Origin of the sequence: Streptomyces sp. NPDC056480 (genome assembly GCF_042795405.1) — a bacterium.
Classification (GTDB): Bacteria; Actinomycetota; Actinomycetes; order Streptomycetales; family Streptomycetaceae; genus Streptomyces.
In genome coordinates, this window is sequence record NZ_JBHTSA010000144.1 from 1 (window position 1) to 4,555 (window position 4,555).

At 72.6% G+C, this 4,555-nt stretch carries 2 protein-coding genes; both read right to left on the reverse strand.

Going from position 1 to position 4,555, the window contains the following annotated elements; translation table 11 throughout:
- Positions 1-43: 43 nt before the first annotated feature.
- Entirely contained in the window at positions 44-3,433 is a 3,390-nt protein-coding gene (locus ACFQ79_RS35915; protein WP_383591312.1) for a S8 family serine peptidase, read from the reverse strand.
- 202 nt (positions 3,434-3,635) lie between these two features.
- A complete protein-coding gene (locus ACFQ79_RS35920; RefSeq protein ID WP_383591315.1) occupies positions 3,636-4,478 on the reverse strand; it encodes a LuxR C-terminal-related transcriptional regulator in 843 nt (280 codons plus the stop codon).
- Positions 4,479-4,555: the final 77 nt, after the last annotated feature.

Here is a 4,555-nt window from a genome sequence, read left to right on the forward strand (position 1 = left end):
GGGCCTCCCTCGGTGGGAGGCCCGCCCGGCCGGACTCCGAGGTCTACCGGACGTCGTAGGCGCGGGTGATGGTCTGGGTGACCGCGTTGCCGCGGGCGTCGGTGAAGGAGGCCTTCGTCATGACCTGCCTGCCGGCGGCGCCGGTGTGATCGAGGACGGCCGTCCACGCGCCGCCCCGCTGCTCGGTCGGCGCCTCGGTCCACGTGGTGCCGCCGTCGTAGGAGTAGGACAGCGAGGCCGCCGTGATCGCGCCCGGCGTGTATCCGGCGTGGCCCTCGACCGACAGGCCGACCCTGATGCCGCTCTGCGCGGGCAGGGTGTTCAGTCCGTCCACCGGCAGGTCGTACGCCGGGGAGAGGATGGGCAGACCGCGCGAGTAGACGTCCGGCTCCCGGTGGGAGCGGAAGCTCCACGTGGTGGTGGCCGAGGTCGAGCGCAGCCAGTTGCGGTCCCCGGTGAGGATCTTGTCCAGCTTCTGGGTGAGCTCGTACGCGGCGTCCTCGTCCGGCACCTCGAAGACGCCGTACGGGTAGGCGAGGCTGCCGATCCGCTCACCGTTGCGCTTCAGCAGCAGGTTGCCGAGGTCGCCGAACGATCCGCCGTAGGTCCAGTGGTCGCCGGAACCGTCGATCCAGAGCGCGTTCTGGAAGCCGATCAGGTCGCCCTGCCGCTCGGCGGCCAGGACCGGCCTGCCGTCCGCGTCGCGCGGCGCACCGGGTCGCATGGGGCCGCCGTACCACTCCTCGGCACCGCGCTGCCCGGCCCGGTAGGTGCGCTCCCGGTCGCCCATGAAAGCGGCGAACGGGAAGCTGGTCATGGCGCCGTGGTACCAGGAGTCGTCACCGGTCGTGTAGTAGGCGGTGCGGACGGCGGGCACCTTGATGTCCTTCAGCGCGGCGACGGTGATGAAGCCGCTGTCGCCGCCGGCGGGGCGGACGTGCAGCGCGTCGCGGTAGACGGCCTCCTGGCCCAGGGCCTTCCAGGTCTCCTTCACCTGCGCCAGCTTGGCGTCCTTGGGCCGGTAGACCTGGTCGGAGCGCAGCGGTCCCCTGGTCGGGTACGACAGGTTGTAGACGTACGGGGAGCCGCCCTCGGAACCGATCGCACGCCACGTGGAGCGGAACTCGAAGGTGCCGTCGTCCGCACGCCCGTCGATGTCCGCGTAGAGCTGGTGAATGCTGTTCGGGACGACGAGCGATCCTCCTGTCTGCCACGTGTCGTCCCACGTGCGGGCGTAGCTGAGCGTGGTGCTGTCCACCGTCGAGGGACGGTCGGTCCGCACGCTCAGCCGGTGGGCCTCGCGGGCGTCGAGGACGACGGTGGTGTCACGGGTGATCCGGAACTGCGGCCGCGCCAGGTAGCTGAGCGATTCGGTCGTGCCGCTCGCGTCGTACGACGCGACGAAGCTGTTCAGGGCGTAGTCGCCGGGGCGCAGGCTGAACGTCTGCTCGGCCGCGCCCGCGTTGAAGCGCCGCTCGCCCTTGTCGATGTCGAGATTGACGAGTTCCAGGGAGGAAGGGCCGGTCGCGGGCTTGCCGTTGCGGTCGACGACCTTGATCCGGAGCGTGACCGTCTCGGGCTGGACGTAGAGGGTGAAGGGGACGGAGACGTGCGTGCCGCCGCCGGTGGCCAGGATCCGGCCGGTGATCGCACCGTACTGGGAGTCCTTCAGACGGGCGGTGGGGTCGATCCGCAGCGGCACCCGCACGGTGGCACCCGCGGGGACACTCACCCTGCTGTACGCCGGCTCGGCGATGCGGGAGTGGACGTCGCTGCCGTCGTTGCCGTGCACCCCGCTCACCCTCAGGTTCAGGGTGAGGGCGCGCGTGCCGGTGTTGGTGAAGGGCACCTGCACGGTGGTGCGGTCCGAGGCGTCCTGCGGCCAGTCGTAGCTGCCGGCCTGGACGGCGGGTGCGGCGAGCACCTTCTGGTCGACCGCGCCGAGCACGTCGAGCACTCCGGCGCCGGTCTGGTCGGCGCCGGCGATCCTCCCTCCGGTGCGGGCGGAGGAGACCAGGGCGGACTTGAGCTGCTGCGCCGTCCAGTCCGGGTGGGCCTGGCGGAGGATGGCCGCGGCGCCCGCGACGTGCGGGGTGGCCATGGACGTACCGGACATCGCGCGGTAGGCGTAGACACCCCGGCCGCCCGCGCTCGCCGCCGATATGCCGACGCCCGGCGCGGCCATCTCCGGCTTGAGGGTGCGCGTGACGGCCACCGGTCCGCGGCTGGAGAACCATGCCGTGGTGTCGTCGCGGTCGACGGCGCCGACGGTCAGCGCCTCGGGCACGCAGCCGGGCGAGGAGACGGTCTCGGTGCCGGAACCGGCGTTGCCGGCGGCGACGACGAACAGCGCGTCGCCGGTCCGCGCGAGCTGCTGCGCGGCCTGGGCCACCGGGTCCGTGCAGTCGCCGATCGTGGCGTTGCCCAGGCTCATGGAGACGACGTCGGCCTTCTGGTCGACGGCCCACTGCATGCCGGCGATGACCCAGGAGTCCTGACCGTACCCCTGGTCGTTGAGGACCTTGCCGATGAGCAGGGAGGCGCCGGGGGCGACGCCCTTCATCCGGCCTTCGCTCGCCGCTCCCGACCCGCCGACCGTGGAGGCGGTGTGCGTGCCGTGGCCCACCACGTCGCCGGTGGTCCTGGAGTCGGTGAAGTTCTTCGACGCGGTGACCCGGGTCGCCAGGTCCGGGTGTCCGGCGTCCACGCCCGTGTCGAGGACGGCGACCCTGGTGCCCTTGCCGTCGTACCCGGCGGCCCACGCCTCGGGCGCGTGGACCTGGGCGGTGGACCGGTCGAGCGTGGCCTCGACCTTGCCGTCCAGCCACAGCTTCTTCAGCGTGGAGGCGGAACGCGAGCGGGGGTCGGTGACGTCCCGCCAGAAGGTGGCGGCGGTGTCCTTGTCGGCCTTGAGCGCGACGCCGTCCACCGCCGGGAGGCTCAGGCCGCGGTCGGCTCCGCGCGGCACCGCGGGAGCGCTGTCGAGGACGTTCACACCGGGCTGGTAGGTGGCGATGAGCGGCAGCGCGTCGGTGTGCGCGTCGTCGTATCCCTGGCGGATGAGCCCGGTGACGTTGAACAGTTGCTCGTCGACCGTGCCCTGTGCGATCGCCTGGGTGGCGTCCGCCGGGTAGACGTAGAGGTCCTTGCCCTTCTGGTAGGTCTGGACGGTCGGCTGCGTGCCGTCCTCGCGGGGCAGGACCGCCGCGGAACTGCGACCTGACGGGTCCGTCGTCACCACGACCTTGTCACCGGTGACGAGCGTCACCGTCGCCTGCCTGCCGCCGACCGGGGCGGTCCCGCTGCCGACGACGGGCCTCTTGTCCGAGGGGCGGTCAGGCGGCGAGTCCGCCGCCCCGGAGGGCGCGACCGCGGTGACGGTCAGGACGGCGGCGGTCGCCGCGCCCAGGGCTGTACGCGTGATGGAGCGCATGAATCTCCCACTGGAAACCGTGAACGTGTCGGGATGCAGCTGCAGCCTGGCAGACACACGGATCGCCGAGGGGTGCCGGAGGTGGCGGGTTCCCCGCATGGCGGCTACCCGACACGCGCTTGCATCCGGCAACGCTTCATCCCGCGTGAATCGGGGGCGTACACCGCCGACTCACACCTGTGGCCCGTCGACCGACGGCGGGTCAGAGCCAGCCGGCACGCGCGGCGTACCAGCCGAGTTGCAGACGTGAATCCGCTCCCGCGCGGTCCATGAGTCGGCGGGTGCGTCGTTCCACGGTGCGGATCGAGACATCGAGCTGCGAGGCCACCCGCCGGTCGGAGACCCCCGCGAGCATCAGGGCGAGGACCTCCAACTCCCCCTCGGTCGGCCGGTCGTCGGCCGCCGGCTCCGCACGTACGCCCGTGGAGGTGTCGAACAGCGGCCTGGCCTGGGCCCATTCCCTCTCGAAGAGCTGGACCAGGGCCGTCAGCAGACCGCTGCGGTGCACCACGATGGCGCTCGGCTCGCCGCCGGAGTCCGCCATGTCCAGCGGTACCATGGCGCGTTCCCGGTCCGACACCATCATCTTCAACGGCAAGGACTCGGCCAGGCGGATCTCGAGGCCCGCGGAGATGCCGGCCCTCACGTCCCTCCCCACGCCGGGGCCGTCGAGGTAGTCCTTGGTGGCCACGACCCGGAAGTCGACTCCACGGTCCAGCGCGGAGCTCTCCGAGATGTCGGCGTCCTCGCGGGCCACCGCGCTGGGCTCCCCGACGAGGAACATGAGCAGCTCCCGCTGGGCTCCCCGCTGCAGCTGGTGGAACCGGTGCGCGACCTGCTCCCTGCCGACCACCACCTCCACGACGCTGCCCGCCGGATGCGCGGCGGTGGTGCGGTACTGCTCGGTCAGCATCGAGAACGCGGCCTCGGCCCGGTGAAGCGCGTTGCGCTGCTCGACCAGGAGCGGGGCCAGGGCCACCGAGGGCGGGGTGAGCCGATAACGGGCGGGCGGCCGGGCCGCCCCACCGCCGGAGGGGTCGGGCACCCCGTGGGGGGGCGCGGGGGGGGGGGCCCCCCCCCGCCCCCCCCCGCAGGCCCGGGGGGCCCGGGGGGACACACGGG

Excerpts from the sequence above, each read along its gene's own strand:
- ACFQ79_RS35915 (WP_383591312.1), bottom strand. The coding sequence starts at position 3,433 with ATGCGCTCCATCACGCGTACAGCCCTGGGCGCGGCGACCGCCGCCGTC.